Origin of the sequence: Phormidium tenue FACHB-1052 (assembly GCF_014696675.1) — a bacterium.
Lineage (GTDB): Bacteria > Cyanobacteriota > Cyanobacteriia > Phormidesmidales > Phormidesmidaceae > Nodosilinea > Nodosilinea tenuis_A.
The window spans coordinates 189,625-205,454 of record NZ_JACJQN010000007.1; the positions used below are offsets into that span (position 1 = coordinate 189,625).

The 15,830-nt window shown below is 56.8% G+C and carries 13 protein-coding genes; 7 read left to right on the forward strand and 6 right to left on the reverse strand.

Annotated elements, in window-relative coordinates:
- The first annotated feature begins 10 nt into the window (after positions 1–10).
- The gene (locus H6G07_RS11955; RefSeq protein ID WP_073608185.1) at positions 11–496 is read left to right on the forward strand and encodes a DUF4278 domain-containing protein; all 486 of its coding nucleotides are present in this window, start codon (positions 11–13) and stop codon (positions 494–496) included.
- On the opposite strand, the gene H6G07_RS11960 is transcribed toward H6G07_RS11955, so the two are convergent.
- From H6G07_RS11960 to H6G07_RS11975, 4 genes are all read right to left on the reverse strand, one after another.
- Complete coding sequence (locus H6G07_RS11960) at positions 493–1,287, reverse strand: lipoate--protein ligase family protein (RefSeq protein WP_242026740.1); 795 nt, start codon at positions 1,285–1,287, stop codon at positions 493–495. The two genes, H6G07_RS11955 and H6G07_RS11960, sit on opposite strands and share 4 nt — an antisense overlap.
- The gene (gene lipA, locus H6G07_RS11965) at positions 1,284–2,192 is read right to left on the reverse strand and encodes a lipoyl synthase (RefSeq protein WP_073608231.1); all 909 of its coding nucleotides are present in this window, start codon (positions 2,190–2,192) and stop codon (positions 1,284–1,286) included. Before lipA ends, H6G07_RS11960 begins: the two co-directional genes overlap by 4 nt.
- Before the next feature lie 88 nt (positions 2,193–2,280).
- Positions 2,281–2,646, reverse strand: a complete 366-nt coding sequence (gene folB / locus H6G07_RS11970) for a dihydroneopterin aldolase (protein ID WP_073608184.1) — start codon at positions 2,644–2,646, stop codon at positions 2,281–2,283.
- A gap of 195 nt (positions 2,647–2,841) precedes the next feature.
- The gene (locus H6G07_RS11975) at positions 2,842–4,017 is read right to left on the reverse strand and encodes an RNA polymerase sigma factor, RpoD/SigA family (protein ID WP_073608183.1); all 1,176 of its coding nucleotides are present in this window, start codon (positions 4,015–4,017) and stop codon (positions 2,842–2,844) included.
- A gap of 774 nt (positions 4,018–4,791) precedes the next feature.
- Here H6G07_RS11975 and priA point away from each other — a divergent pair.
- A complete protein-coding gene (priA, locus tag H6G07_RS11980) occupies positions 4,792–7,395 on the forward strand; it encodes a primosomal protein N' (RefSeq protein ID WP_073608182.1) in 2,604 nt (867 codons plus the stop codon).
- 583 nt (positions 7,396–7,978) lie between these two features.
- The gene (locus H6G07_RS11985; RefSeq protein ID WP_073608181.1) at positions 7,979–8,851 is read left to right on the forward strand and encodes a pantothenate kinase; all 873 of its coding nucleotides are present in this window, start codon (positions 7,979–7,981) and stop codon (positions 8,849–8,851) included.
- On the opposite strand, the gene H6G07_RS11990 is transcribed toward H6G07_RS11985, so the two are convergent.
- Positions 8,846–9,694: a M48 family metallopeptidase gene (locus H6G07_RS11990; protein WP_073608180.1), complete on the reverse strand. Its 849-nt coding sequence runs from the start codon at positions 9,692–9,694 to the stop codon at positions 8,846–8,848. The genes H6G07_RS11985 and H6G07_RS11990 overlap by 6 nt on opposite strands.
- 309 nt (positions 9,695–10,003) lie before the next feature.
- On the opposite strand from H6G07_RS11990, the gene H6G07_RS11995 reads away from it, so the two are divergent.
- Both H6G07_RS11995 and bioB read left to right on the forward strand, forming a co-directional pair.
- On the forward strand, positions 10,004–10,540 hold the full coding sequence (locus H6G07_RS11995; RefSeq protein WP_073608179.1) for a DUF4330 domain-containing protein: 537 nt from the start codon (positions 10,004–10,006) through the stop codon (positions 10,538–10,540).
- A 212-nt stretch (positions 10,541–10,752) separates the two neighbouring features.
- The gene (gene bioB, locus H6G07_RS12000) at positions 10,753–11,799 is read left to right on the forward strand and encodes a biotin synthase BioB (RefSeq protein ID WP_073608178.1); all 1,047 of its coding nucleotides are present in this window, start codon (positions 10,753–10,755) and stop codon (positions 11,797–11,799) included.
- 125 nt (positions 11,800–11,924) lie between these two features.
- Here bioB and H6G07_RS12005 read toward each other — a convergent pair whose 3' ends face one another.
- Positions 11,925–12,527 (reverse strand): TetR/AcrR family transcriptional regulator, encoded by a 603-nt coding sequence (locus tag H6G07_RS12005; protein WP_073608177.1) that lies wholly within the window; start codon positions 12,525–12,527, stop codon positions 11,925–11,927.
- A gap of 234 nt (positions 12,528–12,761) precedes the next feature.
- Here H6G07_RS12005 and H6G07_RS12010 point away from each other — a divergent pair, with 234 nt between their 5' ends.
- Both H6G07_RS12010 and H6G07_RS12015 read left to right on the forward strand, forming a co-directional pair.
- Complete coding sequence (locus tag H6G07_RS12010) at positions 12,762–13,232, forward strand: ester cyclase (protein ID WP_073608176.1); 471 nt, start codon at positions 12,762–12,764, stop codon at positions 13,230–13,232.
- A gap of 130 nt (positions 13,233–13,362) precedes the next feature.
- Positions 13,363–15,822 (forward strand): serine/threonine-protein kinase, encoded by a 2,460-nt coding sequence (locus H6G07_RS12015; RefSeq protein WP_139297007.1) that lies wholly within the window; start codon positions 13,363–13,365, stop codon positions 15,820–15,822.
- The last annotated feature ends 8 nt before the right edge of the window (positions 15,823–15,830 follow it).

The window sequence follows — 15,830 nt, forward strand, 5'->3', positions numbered from 1 at the left end:
AGGCGGCATTATGAAACTCACCTATCGCGGCAACAGCTACGACGCTCTATCTCAGCCTGCGCCCAAAATGGGCGAAACCATTGACACCGGCAACTATCGAGGTGCGCCAATTACCTTTGAGGCGTTGGCCGAACTGCCCGCTCAGCCTGCTGCCGATTTGACCTGGCGCGGTGTGCCCCATCGCACGGGTATTGCTGCTCCGGTGGCGGCAATCGCCCCGGTGGTCATCGCCGCAGAGTTGCCCGCTGTGGCCGCAAGCCTCGTTGCCCCTGCGGTCGAATCTGAACCTGCGCCCGTCAACCTTTCTGACTTGGCGCGCAATCTGTTTATTCGCCGTCACCAGCGTAGCCGTCGCCGAGAACAGGGCATGATGGTTCGCCTAGCGGCTGAAGTCGGTATCTCTGTAGAAGACGCGGCCCACTACGAAAGCCACATTCAAGGCAAAATGCCCCACGATTTCTCTGGCTACGATCGCGGCTCAGCCGCCATGAGCTAGCTCTGAGACGATACGGCAGATGGCCCGGTGCTCTGGCACTCCGGGCCATTTTTTTTGGCCAGGGCGGCGATCGCTACCCATTCGCGCTCGGCTAGGGGTTGGGCAATGAGCTGGCAATCAAAACAGTTCTCTGCTGCCTGGGTTAGCGATTCAATTATTTTGGAGATGGTCAACCCCTGTCGTACGGCCAACTGAGCTTGATTCGCTGGTGGTGCTGGCGTTTGAAACACCTGCTGCCACAGCTCATCATCGGTCATCAGCCCCATCGATCCGTGCTGAAGCAGGCAAGAACCGCGCCGCAGTTGGGCGCTGCCGATCGCCTTATATCCTTGGGCATCGACTAAATCGGCACTGGTAGCTAGGGCAAAGCAGTTGTGCGAACGTCCGTAGTCTCGGCTAGGCTGTCCAAACGCGAGGGCCACACCCAGCTTTGCCCAGCCCGTAATTAAAAATTGGCACAAAAATCGATAGGCCTGGTCGCGGCTGCCATCAATATTTGAAGTCACTAAGCCATAGGTCAAATCGCCCTGGTGCAGCACCCCGCGCCCGCCGGTTGGTCGCTGCACCAGCTCCACCGGCTGCCCCTGCCAAACCAGATCTTGCCAGTGGTCGGGCATCTGCCGCCGCTGGCTTGCCCCCAGGGAAATTGCCGCCGGATTCCACGCATAGAACCGCAGGGTGGGCGGATGGCCATGGTGCAGATGCTGATCGAGCAGCCAGGTATCGATCGCCATCTGCACCGCACCAGGGGCCTCCAGCCGTGGAATTAGCCGCCAGATTGCCTGACTCAAGGCGCTTCCCCAGCGTGGTAAGAACTGCGTACTAATGGCCCAGAGCGCACGTGCTCGAAGCCAAGTTCATGGGCGATGTCTCCTAACCGGGTGAACTCTTCAGGAGTCCAGTAGCGATCGACCGGACGGTGATCGAGCGAAGGGCGCATGTATTGGCCGATGGTGAGGCGATCGCACCCCACCCCGCGCAAATCCTGCATCGCCTCAATCAGTTCTGCCTCAGTTTCGCCATGGCCCACCATCAGCCCCGATTTCGTCAGCATGGTGGGGTCAAATTCCTTCACCAGTGATAGAACGCGGAGGGAGCGATCGTACTTAGCCCCACGCCGCACCGGGTCTTGCAGCCGCTGCACGGTTTCAAGGTTGTGGTTATAGCAGGCGGGCTTTGCCGCTACTACGGTTTGAACGCGATCGGCCTGCCCCGCATCCCGCGCGGTGCCCCCCCAAAAGTCTGGAGTCAACACTTCAATTGCCGTCCCCGGATTCTCGTGACGAATCGCCTTCATCACAGTGACGAACCAGCTCGCCCCGTGGTCGGGCAAATCATCCCGCGCCACTGAGGTTAGCACCACGTAGCGTAGGCCCAGCAGACGCACGGATTCTGCGACTTTGTCGGGTTCGTGGGGGTCGAGGGTCATGGGTGCATGGCCCTTTTCTACCTGGCAAAATGAGCAGGCGCGGGTGCACACCGACCCCATCAGCAAAAAGGTGGCGGTGCGGTTGGCGTAGCATTCGCCCCGGTTGGGGCAGCGGCCCTCTTCGCAAATGGTGTGGATCTGCCGCTCTTTGACAATGCGCTGCACCGCCGAAATCTCGCTGGCGTTGCCGATGGGGCGACGCAGCCAGTCGGGCATGCGCTCCAGCTCAGCCCTGATCTGCTGCCGAGAATTAGAAGAAGAAGTCATGATCCACCCTAGGTGGGCAGTGCCCACCAAATACTTTGTTGTCAGCAGGATGAACCACCCTACAGCCCAGGAAAACAACCGTTCGTCCCTACTGGATTCTATCGCGGGTAATTTCTACCGCCACCTGGCCGGTGTAGTCGGGGATGGGCGGTGTGAGCTTGGTGACTTTGACCGTCACCCGTTGCAGACGTGGATCGGACTCTAGGGCAGAGGCGGCGATCGCCCCCGCCAGCCGCTCAATCAGCGCAAACTTGGCTTCACGAATGATTTGCTGGGTGCCCGCAATTACGGTGCGGTAGTCGTGGGTGTCGGCGAGGCGATCGCTCTGGGTAGCCTCAGCCAAATCCAAATACAGGGTGAGGTCGGCCTGAAACCACTGGCCCAGCACGTTTTCTTCGGGCAGCGCCCCCGTGTAGCCATAGGCGCGAATATTGCTTAAGTGAATAGCATCCATAAAGTACGAGATTTTTGATTGAGAAATGAACGTCGCTACAGATCTGCTCCCCTAGATATTTCGTGCAGACATATCAACTAAAACCCCCCTTATTTAAGAAGGGCAGGGGGGATCTCTGGAGAGACCTTTAACCGCTGCCATCCTAAACGCGGGGGGCGGGAGATTTGGAGATGTGTCCTACCGAACGGTGTTGAGCTACTTGAGCCAACCTTTGAGACGAGCGGCCACCTGGGGCCGCCGCAGCTTTCGCATCGCTTTGGTTTGAATCTGGCGCACCCGCTCTCGCGAGAGGTTAAAAATGCCGCCCACCTCTTCTAGGGTGTGAGTTTCGCCAGTAGCCAGCCCGTAGCGCAGCGTAATGATATCTTTTTCGCGTTCGGTCAGCACCTCGCCCAGCACGCTGGTGATTTCCTGGCGCATCATGTTTTCGCTAATTTTAGACTCCGGCGTCTGGGTGCTGCTGTCTTCGAGCAGTTCCATCAGTTCGGTGTCTTCGCCTTTGCCAACGCGGTGGTTTAAGGAAAGCGATCGCCGCCGCACCTGCTGCAAACTTCTCAGTTGCTCAACCGTTACGTCTAACGCGTCGGCCAGTTCTTGCTCGCTGGGATTGCGCTGCAAATCGCGCCGCAAATCACGGTGCGCTTTCTTAAGCTTGTTTAACTTTTCCACGATGTGGATCGGCAGGCGAATCGTGCGGGCATCGTTGGCGATGGTGCGGGTAATGCCCTGGCGAATCCACCAGTAGGCGTAGGTTGAAAATTTGTAGCCCTTATCGGGATCAAATTTTTCAGTGGCGCGGTTTAATCCCAGCGCTCCTTCCTGAATTAAATCGAGAAAAGGCACTCCTCGATTCAAATAGCGCTTGGCGATCGACACCACCAGTCGTAGATTAGAGCGAATCATTCTCCGCTTGGCGGTTCTGCCTTCGTGGAGCTTTTGGGTAAACTCTGTTTCGCTGATCTTTAGTTTCTCAACTAGTTCTTGTCGGTTGGGTTTACGACCCAGCTCTTTTTGCAGTTTTTCACTAGCGGCTTCGACCTTAGATAAGAAACGTACCTGTCGAGCAAGCTCAATTTCTTCGCTCGGCTTCAGCAGTGGGTAGCGCGCCATCTCCTTAAAGAAAGCCCCAACGGCATCGTCGGTGAGAGTCTTGCTGTAGCCCGACATCCCCATCTCTGACATGGCTTCTGACTGAGAAAACTTTGCCAGAACCTCCCGATCTTCGTCCCAGGCGGTGAGGTCTGGGGTGAGTTGGCTATCGGCAGCAGATACCTTTTCTGCCACTCGATTTAAGTCGGTGTCAAACCCATCCATGGGTTCGTCGGCCCACGCAATAGAACTGTCTCTGTCGGAGTTATATGTAGTAGCCATGGGGTAAATAAAACTGTATACCTACGGGTCGAAGCATGCAGATTGAAGGCATGTATATTCGGAGTGCCCTGCCGGTGGCAATCCCTGACAAAACGCTTGATCCCGGGACTGGATCTTTAGGCTTATTTTGTGAGTCCACAATACGGATTTTTATGTGAATTCCCAGGCAATGTAACATTTCTTTGGCAACTTGCGTAGTGTAACAGCCAATCCAAAAAATGAACCGAAAATTTAAGGGTAACCTCAAGTATTTTTTGCTATCCTCAGACACTTTGCCTTGATATTGATTGCCGTCTAGGGATGGAGACGGGTATCTAGGGTCGAGGTCGGTTGCTGTTGCCCTGGGGTTAGAGATCTGGATTTTTTTCTCTTATATAGTTTGTCTCTGTTCTCCACAGAAGTTGCCTCTCTTTTCCACAGAATTTGGCCTTGTTTTCCACAGGAAGGGGAGAGTTTTCCACAGAATTATGTTTTGTGGAAAACCAAAGGGCTGAGGATGCAAACTCAGCCCAACCCAAGTCTGGCGGAGGAGAGTGATCGATTGGGACGGGGGAGCATCCCGATCGGGTTGGGGATAGACGGCGTTGGGGCGGCTAACGCTGTTAATAATTCTCAAATGGTGGATGGTGTCTGCCAGTGCTGTTGGCTAGAGTCGCGCAATCATGCTCTAAAGCGAGATGCCCGGGGCGGGTGGAATGATGTCGTATCAGTCTTCAGTCAGCCGGTCAGACAACCTCTTACACTGGCAGAGGTAACGTAGGTGGTGTAAAACACGTGGGTGGCGAGAGTAAACCCCAGCCTCAGTGGGTCAACGTTTTGGTGGACTATGGCGGCCAGCCCGCAGAATATACCTATACAGTGCCTGCTTCGTTAGAGGTGCAGGTGGGTGACATCTTAACGGTGCCCTTTCGTCACCAGAGTATTGGCGCGATCGCCCTTTCCCTTTCTCTAACTCCTCCAGCCAACTTGGTGGCTCACCAAATCCGCGCGGTCGAGGGCGTGGTTGAACAGCGGTTTTTTGCCCCGCCCTATTGGGTGCTGTTGCAGCGGGTGGCTCACTACTACCAGGTGCCGCTGATGCAGGTACTGAAGACGGCGCTGCCGCCGGGGTTGCTGGCTAAATCCCAGCGACGGCTGCGGCTGCGGCGCGATCGCCTGCCCCAGATCTCCCTAGCACCAGGGCTGAAGGAGCTAGTAGAGGATCTTCAGCGATCGCCCACGGGAGACTACACCTGGCCCTATCTACAAAAACGCGGCCACAGCTATCGCACTCTGCAACAGCTCATCCAGTTAGGCTGGGCCGAGTCTTACCTATCGCCGCCCCAGCCACCCCAGGCCAAGCGCCGTCAGGCAGTTACCCTGGTCTGCGGCAACATTGTACCCCCTGAATTGACGGCCCGTCAGCAAGACATTATGGCTACCTTGCGCCGTCAGGGCGGCGATCTGTGGCTGAGCGACGCTCTGCAACTGTGCCAAACCACCAGTCCTACCCTAAAGCGATTGGCGCAGTTGGGCTGCTTGGTGATCGAGCCGCGCGAGCAGCTGCGGACCGAAACTGGGCCAGCGCTGCTGCCCGACCGGCCCAAGCCCCTCACCCACTTCCAGGCTCAGGTGCTTGCTCCTATTAATAAGAGTCAGCAGGGGAGTCAATTTTTGCTGCACGGGGTTACGGGGTCAGGGAAGACTGAGGTGTATTTGCAGGCGATCGCCCCTCGCCTGGCCGCTGGACAGTCGGCCCTAGTGCTGGTGCCCGAGATTGGCCTCACCCCCCAGCTCACCGATCGCTTTCGCCGTCGCTTTGGCGATCAGGTGTGGGTCTACCACAGCAATCTGGCCGATGGCGAACGCTACGACACCTGGCGACAGAGTCTCAAACCGTCTAAACCCCTGGTAATTGTGGGCACTCGTTCGGCCATCTTTATGCCCCTGCCCAACCTAGGCCTGATCATTCTCGACGAAGAACACGACAGCAGCTATAAGCAAGACGTGCCCCCCTGCTACCACGCCCGCACCGTCGCCCGCTGGCGAGCAGAGTTGGAAAATTGCCCCCTGGTGCTCGGTTCCGCTACGCCCTCCCTCGATACCTGGGTGCAGTGTCAGGGCCTTGGAGATGCCTCCCTTCCAAACGATGGAGACGTAGGGTGGGCACTGCCCACTATCCACTTAGACCGTGCTGCCCAATCCCTTGCCAAGCTCCTGCCAAGCTCTCCAAATTCCCCAATGCTAGAGGTTTTAGAACTTCCCTCATCCCCCCATCACCCCACCCCCTCACCCCCCACTCTCCTACCCTGGACTTATCTTTCGCTGCCAGAGCGAGTGCAGGCCCAGCCGCTGCCCACCGTGAACGTTGTGGATATGCGCGACGAGCTGCAAGACGGCAACCGCAGCATTCTCAGCCGATCGCTGCAAACCGCTTTGGCTACCATGAAAGCCGAGGGCAACCAGGGATTGTTATTCATCCATCGGCGGGGGCACAGCAGTTTTGTGTCGTGCCGCAGCTGTGGCCATGTGATGATGTGCCCCCACTGCGATGTGTCGCTGTCGTACCACCAGCCGGGGGCAAATAGCGCTATGACCCTGCGCTGCCACTACTGCAACTATAGTCAGAGCCACCCCAAACACTGCCCGGCTTGCAGCTCACCCTACCTCAAGCACTTTGGCAGCGGCACCCAGCGGGTAGTTAGTGCCTTGGCCGAAACCTTTCCAGAGCTGAGCTGCATTCGCTTCGACAGCGACACCACCCGCACCAAAGGCGCTCACCGCGCCCTGCTCACCCGCTTTGCTGAAGGTGAAGCCGACCTGCTAGTGGGCACCCAAATGCTGACCAAGGGCATCGATCTGCCCCAGGTCACCCTGGTGGGCATCATTGCCGCCGACGGACTTCTATATATGAATGATTATTGGGCCAGCGAGCGAGCGCTGCAAATGCTGATTCAGGTGGCGGGGCGGGCGGGGCGCGGCACCCAGCCAGGGCAGGTCTTTTTGCAGACCTATACCCCCGACCATCCGGTGGTGGAAGCAGTCACTCACCATGCCTACGAGGGGTTTATCGCCGCTGAGTGGGCGCAGCGACAGCTGTTGCAGTACCCCCCCGCCGGGCAGATGGTGCTGCTGCGGCTCAGCAGTACCGATCCTAACGCAGTGCAGCAAACGGCTGAAATCTTCGCTCAGCATGTGACTCAGCTGTTAGCAGGATCGTCTTATCAACTGCTGGGGCCAGCGCCAGCGCCAATTCCGCGTGTGGCCCGCCGCTACCGTTGGCACCTGGTCGTTAAAGGCCCCCTAGATGAGCCTTTGCCTAACCTGCAAGATCTGAGACAGCACTGCCCGGCTCAGGTGAGCCTCACTATTGATGTCGATCCGCTAAATTTGGCTTGAATTCAATCTTTTAAGGATCCAAAGAACTATTTTTTGCTAGAGATATTGTTAGTATTGCTAACCCCTGTAACGACCAGTAACGATCTATCAAACGCCTTTGCAGACCCCTTGGGCTGTGATAGTTTAGATATATCGAAAACAACTGAATACCCCGCAAGCCTAACTCGGTTAACAGTCTTTACGAGCTGGTGCTTTAGTTAGTAACAAACTAAAATTCGCTTCAAAACAATCCTTTTAGAGGTGGTCATTCTTGACCTTAACCTACCCTAACTGCCGGTCAGGCAATGGATTGTGAAAAGCAACTGTAGTTTAGCGAGATTGCCCATTCTGTTGATTTTTTTTCCGTTCTTGAGGTGTTTAACTCAGTTAAGCAGCTTATTCCAGCCACGGCAGCCCCTAAGCATGTCTGGCCAACATAACGTAAAAGACTTAACGGAGAGTGGCCAAGATGGTCACTCTTCAGTTTTTTTAAAGGGTATTGCTGCGATCGCCCTACTCCTAAAACCTTCCAGCAATCAAAAGAACAGCGTCAGATACAGTTTTTGTCGCAAAATTTTCCTGTCTCGCCATCATCAATGGGTTTATGGGAACAGGTCACCAGGTTTGGTTAGCTTTAATAATTGGCAATAGCCGCTGGCATTGGGGTGCCTTTGAAAGCAAGGCTGACCCCCAGGGCGAGGGTCAATCAGCTTCGAGCGATCGCTGGCTGGGTTCGTGGCACACCGTTCACCTGTCAGAATCTCAGGTAGATGAACTGCATCGAGGCCACTTTGCGCTCTCGGCCTGGCAGCAGTTGGGGATTGAGACCGCCCTTCCCTCCGACGCAAACGACGGGAGCAGAGAGCTGGGAGAGCACCCCGAAATTTGGCTGGCGTCCGTCGTCGATGCCCCCCTCACCTGGCTGGCAGATTATTCCAACGTTCACTCCATCAAAACTGAACAGGTGCCGCTGCAAAACACCTACACCACCCTGGGGGTCGATCGCGCCCTAGCTCTGGTGGGGGCAGGGGATGTCTGGGGCTGGCCAGTCCTGGTGATCGACTGCGGCACTGCCCTGACGTTCACCGCTGGCGTCAATCAAGGTCTGATAGGTGGAGCGATTTTGCCGGGGCTGCGATCGCAGTTTCGCGCCCTCCACAGCCACACCGATCGGCTGCCAGCACTAGAGTTCAACTCAGAGATTTGGCCCCAGCGCTGGGCGACCAATACGGCTGAGGCGATCGCCAGCGGCATTTTGCACACCCAGCTAGCGGGAATTCGCGATTTTATTCAGGCTTGGCAGACTGACTGGCCCCAGGGGGCGATCGTGCTGACGGGAGGAGATAGCGCGGCTGTCTATCACGCCATAAAAAAGCAGACCCCGCCCCTGACCCAGCAAGTCAGGGTAGACCCAGACCTGGGATTTTGGGGGCTGAGGGTCTGCCGTCAGCAGCTCCAGCATTTGGAGACGCTATAGACCGCGAATGCGATTGCGGTAGGCGTTGGCATCGGTGCCCACCCCGTTGTTGGGATAGGTGCCAGCGCTGTTCATACTTTGCAGGTTGCTGACTCGGTTACCAGGGTTGGGGTGGGAACTCAAAAACTCAGCCGAAGACCCACCCTCTAGCTTCTGCATGAAGGTGATAAAACCCCTAGTGTCGTAGCCCGCCCGGCCCAGGTTGTTAAACCCACGGCGATCGGCGTCGTACTCAGCCTCGCGGCTGTTGGGCAGTTGTAGGGCAAGCTGTACCCCAATATTGACCAGGGCGTCTTGGCGCACCTCTAGGGCACCGGCCACACCACTGGCCAGCGCCTGCTGCCGCATCTGGTTAATAGCGTGGCGACCCGTAATATGGCCAATTTCGTGGGCCATTACCCCGGCTAACTCGGCTTCGTTAGCCGCTGCCTTGATCAGTCCGGTTTGAATGTAGACAAAGCCGCCTGCTGTGGCAAAGGCGTTGACGCTGTCGTCGTTGACCACCTGAAACGTGTAGGGGATGCCAGGGCGATCGCTATTTGTTGCCAGACGCTGGCCAATTTCATTGATATAAGCACTGACGCCTGAGTCGCGGTTATAAACTCGCACGCCCTGAGCCTTGAGCTGGCGATCAATCTGAGTGCCTAAGTTGACCTCATCTCGATCGGACAAATTGCCCAGCTGCACATAGCGAATGCCTTGAAAAATTAGGTCAAAAATGCTGGCCTGGGACGCCGTGGGAGTTGATAGGCCAATGGCGATCGCCATAACGGCGGCGAGTAAGCCATATAGCCCACGGCGCAAAAAAGAATTTTTGGTCAGTTGCGTGAGAGGAGAAAGCATAGGAGTGCCCCAAGTACCGCTAGGTACAGAACTATATCCATCTTGCCCCGCTAGAAGTTCGATGGCCACAGTCAGTGGTCAGTAATAAATTTGGCCTCGCTATCCTACGGGTACTAGGTGCAGGTGCGATTCGCAGAGCGTAAAGCCTATGGCATCCAGAAACGGGAACCGGCTCGGAGCGAGTATCCGTTCCGGAATCGCGCGAGGGGCCAGCTCACGACCCAAACGAGCCACCCTGTGGTTCAATGGGATCGACATTCTCCTCTATTAAAACCACTCACCTTTTCCCTCTGCGAGGGCACCCCAGCCATGACCCTACTTGACGCTAAAGGCCGCCTGTTCGGCAAAGTCAGCATTTTAGATGTTGCGGCGGCGCTGATTATATTGATGGTGCTGTTCGGTATTTTTCTGTATCCGGGCACCTCAGGGTCGGTGGCGCAGGTCGGGTCGACCACCAAGCCAGTGGAAGTAGATGTCATGGTGCGCGGTCTCACCTCCTCCGACCCCAAGCGGCTGTTCGAAGCCATTAAAAATTCTGAGACCACGAACATCATTATTCGCAACCAACCCTACGGCCAGGTCAAAATTAAGAACGCGGTGCTGCTACCCCGCAGTACCGTTGTGCCTCAGCCCGATGGCACGGTTATAGCACTGCCCGACCCTCGCCCCGAGCTGAACTACACCGTTGACATGCTCATCACCCTCGAAGACGAGGCCCAAATTACTGACACCGGGCCGGTGTTTGGCAACAGCAAGGTCAAGGTGGGTACTCAAATTGAGCTAGACGGCGATCTCTACAATTTCAACACCAGCACCGTAGACGTGCGGGTTTTAGAAGACAGCTAGGTAGCCTCTGCTCTGAATTCTGAGCCCCCTCAGTTGCCTAGACAAGAGCAACTGAGGGGGCTCAGATGAGACGCGTTGCCTGGCACAAGTCTTACTAAGATTCTTCGCCTGCTGAGTCTTGGAGCAACAGCTGCCCCTGGCCCCAGAAAGCTATAGCGACTTAATCTGAGACAATAGAAGCCTCATTCTCCCAAACCACTCACCTCATCGCTATGACTGCCACTTCTACTGTGACTTCCCGCGTCAATTGGCAAACTCTGGCAGACCAGGCTTTGGCTGGTGAGGTGCTGAGTCGAGAGCAGGCCCTTGCTGTCCTTACTGCTCCTGACGCGGAGCTGCTCGATCAGCTAGCGGCGGCCTATCGAGTGCGGCGACATTACTGGGGCAACCGGGTGCGGCTGCACTTTTTGCTCAATGCCCAGAGCGGCCTGTGCCCCGAAGACTGCCACTACTGCTCGCAGTCAAAAATCTCTGCTGCCGAAATTGAAAAGTACCCCTTCATGGCTCAGGAGAAAATTCTGGCGGCGGCTGAGCGGGCTAATACATTGAAAGCCGGTACGTTTTGTATGGTGATTTCGGGGCGATCGCCCTCCGATCGCGTCTTTGGCGAAGTGCTCGATGCCGTGCGCCAGGTCAAAGAACGCTACCCGATGAAAATCTGTGCCTGCCTCGGCCTGCTCGATGAAACCCAGACCCAGCAGCTAGCGGCGGCGGGAGTAGATCGGGTCAACCACAACCTCAACACCAGCGAAGCAAACTACAGCGAGATCTGCACCACCCACACCTTTGACGACCGGGTGAATACCATTCAGGCGGTGCAGTCGGCGGGCATGACCACCTGCTCTGGGGGCATATTCGGCCTGGGTGAATCGAACGACGACATTATCGACATGGCCCTTGCCCTGCGGCGTCTGGAGGTGACCAGCGTGCCGCTGAATTTTCTAATCCCCATTGAAGGCACTCCCTTTGAGGGACGCCACGAGCTGAACCCGCGCCAGTGTTTGCGGATTTTGTGTCTCTACCGACTGCTGCTGCCCTCCCAAGAAATTCGCATTGCCGGTGGCCGCGAAGTTCAGCTACGGCAGCTTCAGCCCTTAGGGCTTTATGCCGCCAACTCCATTTTTGTGGGTGATTACCTGACGACCCCTGGGCAAGCCGCCCAGACTGACTATGCCATGATTCGCGATGCTGGATTTATGCTGGAAGGCCCTGACGGTGAGGCAATCGAGCCGCCAGAAGCAATCTCCAAAGCTCTGTAGGATGGGCACTGCCCACCAAACTTGAGTTGCGTGAACCGACGAATTCTACTCAATTTAGCCGGGGCTCAACCGGGGTTGAGTAGATCAGCGCGACACCCCATTGGGAACAGTGAGGTTGAGAAATCTCAGGCAGCCTGCGATCGCGTCACCAGACTCACCAAACTATCCACCAAGCGCTTGGGCTCCATGGGCATGATGTGCTCGCCGTGCATCACGCTCTGGGTCATGATAAAAAATATCGTCGCGCCCAGCACCACCCGCGCTGTTGCCTCGGGGTCGGGCAAATCGAGTTCTGGGCAGCTCTTGAGGTAGTCGGTGAGCTGATCGGCGGCGGGTTTGGTGAGGTATTCCACAAAGGCCTGGGCCAGCTGTGGAAAACGACCCGACTCACCTGCCACCAGGCGCACAAAATTTTGATAATCGAGGTCGTGGAGCTCGCTCTCAATGGCGTTGGTAATCAAGCGCCGAATTACCACTTCGGGACGGCCCTCTAGGTTGCCGTCGCCCATCACCTGCGCACACCGGGCCTGGGCCACATACTGAATCAGCGCCCGAAACAGCCCCTCTTTGTCTTTGAAATAGTTGTAGACCGTTGGTTTAGAAACTCCGGCGGTGGCGGCTACTTTGTCCATGCTGGTGCCAGCGTAGCCATTTTGCAGAAACTCTTGCATTGCTCCCTGCAAAATTTGCACGGCTTTGTCATTTAGCACTGCCGGACTTTGAACCACGCGTTGCCACCTCTCTAACCCAATTGATTTATGTATAGCACCCGATCGCTGGACGACATAGCAACTCAGCCCCTGCGATCGCATTGAGCTAAGTCGCTGCTTACCCCAGAGCATCCCCTAGGAAGCAAAGCAATAGAGTATCGCTCTATACACCCATTTTAGCGAGTATTGACTAAATTTTACCAAACCGTTTAGTTTAATTTTATTCCCCTAGCAGCTTTGCCGCATCAACCTATGTCAACAACAGAATCTAGCCAGGACTTGGTGCTCCGCTTTTACAAAGCCTTCGATGATCGCGCCATCGATCGTGCCCTGGATTTGCTCGCTCCTAACTTTGTCGCCCACCAAGCAGGAATGCCTGAGCCCCTTGACGGAGAGGGCTTTAAGCGGTTTGGGCTGTCGTTTTATACGGCCTTTAGCCAGGGTCAGCACAGGTTTGATGAAATCGTTGCCGCTGGCGATCGCGTCATCACCTGCGGCATGTTTACGGCTACCCACCTTGGCTCCTTTCAGGGTTTGCCGCCCACCGGCAGGCAAATCAGCCTTGCGGTTATGCACATTGACCGAGTAGAGAACGGCAAGATTGTTGAACACTGGGGCCAAGGCGATGCCCTAGGGCTGATGCAGCAGCTTGGCGTTGTCTTTTTGCCCGGGCCTAAGCTGTTGCCCCACCTGCTACGCAGTGCTGTGACTCGATGGTTTTAGTGGGTGCGCCAGTTCTCAGATGAACAATAACAGGTTGGCAGCAGGCTCGCCGTGGCTAAGATTCCGTAAACAGGTTCCCCGACAGGGCAGCTGAGTGATTAAGCTAGGGTTGCCCTCGCTGCGCCCCCCCATGACCTCGTCTTCCAAAGCTAAGACTGCTGCCCTCGCCACTGGCTCTCAGATTACGGGCTGGGTGCAGCGACAGATCAAGCGAGATTGGGTAAAACTTTCGCTGGCTGGGTTGTGGCTGAGTTTCGTTGCGGCCCACGTGGCTACCGACTCGGCACCGGTTCAGCTAGTAGAACGGCGGCTGCAAACGGTCTTTTTTGAGATTCGTGGCCCTGTAGCGCCTCCCGATGACATTGTCATTTTGGCGATGGATGATGAATCCTTTGGGCAAGCTGAATATTACCGCGCCAACCCTGAGCAGTACAGCTATTTCGCTCCGATTTCGGGCAGCCCGTGGCAGCGATCGGCCCATGCGATCGCGATCGAACGCCTGCTAGAGGCCGGAGCCAAGGCGGTAGCGGTGGATATTTTGATGTTCTCGGATAGCAGCTACGGCCCCGCCGACGACCAGGCCCTAGCCGATGTGCTGGCTCGCTATGGCGATCGCGTCGTGCTGGCTACCCGCGTCGACGATGCCCAGCTGCGCCAGGGAGCCTTAATTAGCCCTACCCAGCCGCTGCCCAAACTGCTCGATACGCCCGTTCATACCGGCAACATCAACTTTTTCATCGAGCCCGATGGCCGTATTCACCGCCATGGGCGTGCCTACCTAGATGGACTGATCAAGAGCCAGGCGGATCTTGACCCTGGCGAGATCGGCAATGAGGCCGAGACTACCCAGTCCTTCGCTGAGGCCACCCTCAATGCCGCTGGGGTTGACCATCCCCGTTATCAGGGCGACTTCCTAGATTTCTACGGGCCTACTCGCAGTTTTAACCACATACCCTTTTGGCAGGTTCTTGACCCCGACCCTTGGGCTAATTACCTCGATAACGGGCGCTATTTTCAAGACAAAATTGTGCTGATTGGGGGCACTGCCAAGTTTCTGCAAGACTTTCACCAAGCCCCCTTCTCAGAAACCTTGCTGCACCCCGAGACCATGGCCGGGGTCGAAATTTTGGCTACCGATATCGCCAACCTGCGCGATGGTCAAGCCCTGCGCATAGGCATTCCTAACCCCTGGCTGCGGGGGCTGTTGGTGTTGGGTGGCGGGGCCGGGTTTATGCTGCTGCTGCGGCGGTTTAATCGCCCCATCGCTCGCCTGGGCTGGACGGCGGCCAGCCTAGGTAGCTGGTTTTGGGTGAGCTACGTCGCCTTTGTGGGGGCAGGCCTGTTGCTACCCACAGGCGCTCCTATTGTGGGGTTGATGGTGCTGGGCAGTACCTACATCGTGGCCGATATTGTGACTGAGCAACTGCGCAAACAGCGCCTGCGTCAAACCCTAGAGCAGTACGTCACCTCCCCCATCGTGCAGGAAATCATCAGCCAGCAAGACGATCTGCAAGACCTGCTCAAGCTGCGGGAGGCGGAGGTGATCGGCCTGTTGCTAGCCAACCGCTACCGCATTGTGCGGCTGCTGGGCTCAGGGGGCTTTGGCGAAACCTACGTGGCTGAAGACACCCAGCGCCCCGGTTCGCCCATCTGCGTCGTGAAGCAGCTGCGGATTATCAGCAATGATCCAAGGGCACACCGCTTGGGCCGACGCTTCTTTGAGGGCGAGGCCGAAACCCTCGAAAAACTAGGTCACCACCCGCAAATTCCCCGGCTTCTAGCCTATTTTGAAGTCCAAAATTCCTTTTACTTGGTGGAGGAAATGATCGAGGGTCGTCTGCTCAAGGATGAGTTCGCTTCTCGCCGACCCATGCCCCAGGCCTACGTGCTAGATCTGCTGCTAGGGCTGTTGCCGGTGGTGGCCTTTGTCCACGACCAGGGGGTGATTCACCGCGACATCAAGCCGTCGAATATCATTCGCCGCGAGGCGGATGGGCAGCTAGTGCTGATCGACTTTGGCGCTGTCAAGCTCATTTCTAACAAGCTGGCGGATACGGGGGTAAATCTCACTTCCACCTCTACCATTGGGGTAGGCACCCAGGGCTATATGCCCAGTGAGCAGTCGGCGGGGTTGCCCAAGTTTGGCAGTGACCTCTACGCCCTGGGCATTACTGCCATCGAGGCTCTGACTGGCATTCCGGCCTACGCCCTGCGCCGCGACGTGAATGGGGAACTGCTTTGGCGACATGAGGCTCCTAACCTCGATCCTAGATTTGGCGACATCGTCACTCGGCTGGTGCTTTACGACTTCACCGATCGCTACCAGCGGGCCGAGGAAGTGCTGGCTGACCTCAGCAGTGTTGAAGTGGTGGTGCGATCGCAGCCCCAGCCTGAGGGCCAGCCAGCCACCGGGGAAGACACCGCTGCTGGCCTGATTCCCTACGGTGTGCGCATCGACAGCGTGGCCACCGACAACATGGACGACCCCGAGGCCGCTGAGGACGACACCCGCATGCTGCCCGGCGACTGGTTTGCCACCGCTGAGGACGATGCCTCCAGTGCGGCTGGCAGTACTGAGGCTAGCACCTGAGCCAGTGC